The 221-nt window shown below is 43.0% G+C and carries 1 tRNA gene; it reads right to left on the reverse strand.

The window, feature by feature from the left end:
- Positions 1-96: 96 nt before the first annotated feature.
- A tRNA-Trp gene (locus AB4167_RS22095) sits at positions 97-173 on the reverse strand.
- Positions 174-221 lie beyond the last annotated feature (48 nt).

Raw genomic sequence — 221 nt, forward strand, 5'->3', positions numbered from 1 at the left:
AATTTTCCGGATTGGTATTATACCAGGCTACTTTCTGTAATTTATTAAATTCCAGAAAGCAAAAAGGCTCTAGCATTTCTGCTAGAGCCTTAAATATGGCAGGGGTGGAGAGATTCGAACTCCCAACACGCGGATTTGGAATCCGCTGCTCTGCCAATTGGAGCTACACCCCTATTTTCAGTTTTAAAGAGCTGAAACTCTGAATAAGTGGCGGAGTGGAC

Source organism: Vibrio sp. 10N.286.49.E11, assembly GCF_041469505.1.
GTDB classification, from domain to species: Bacteria; Pseudomonadota; Gammaproteobacteria; order Enterobacterales; family Vibrionaceae; genus Vibrio; species Vibrio crassostreae_C.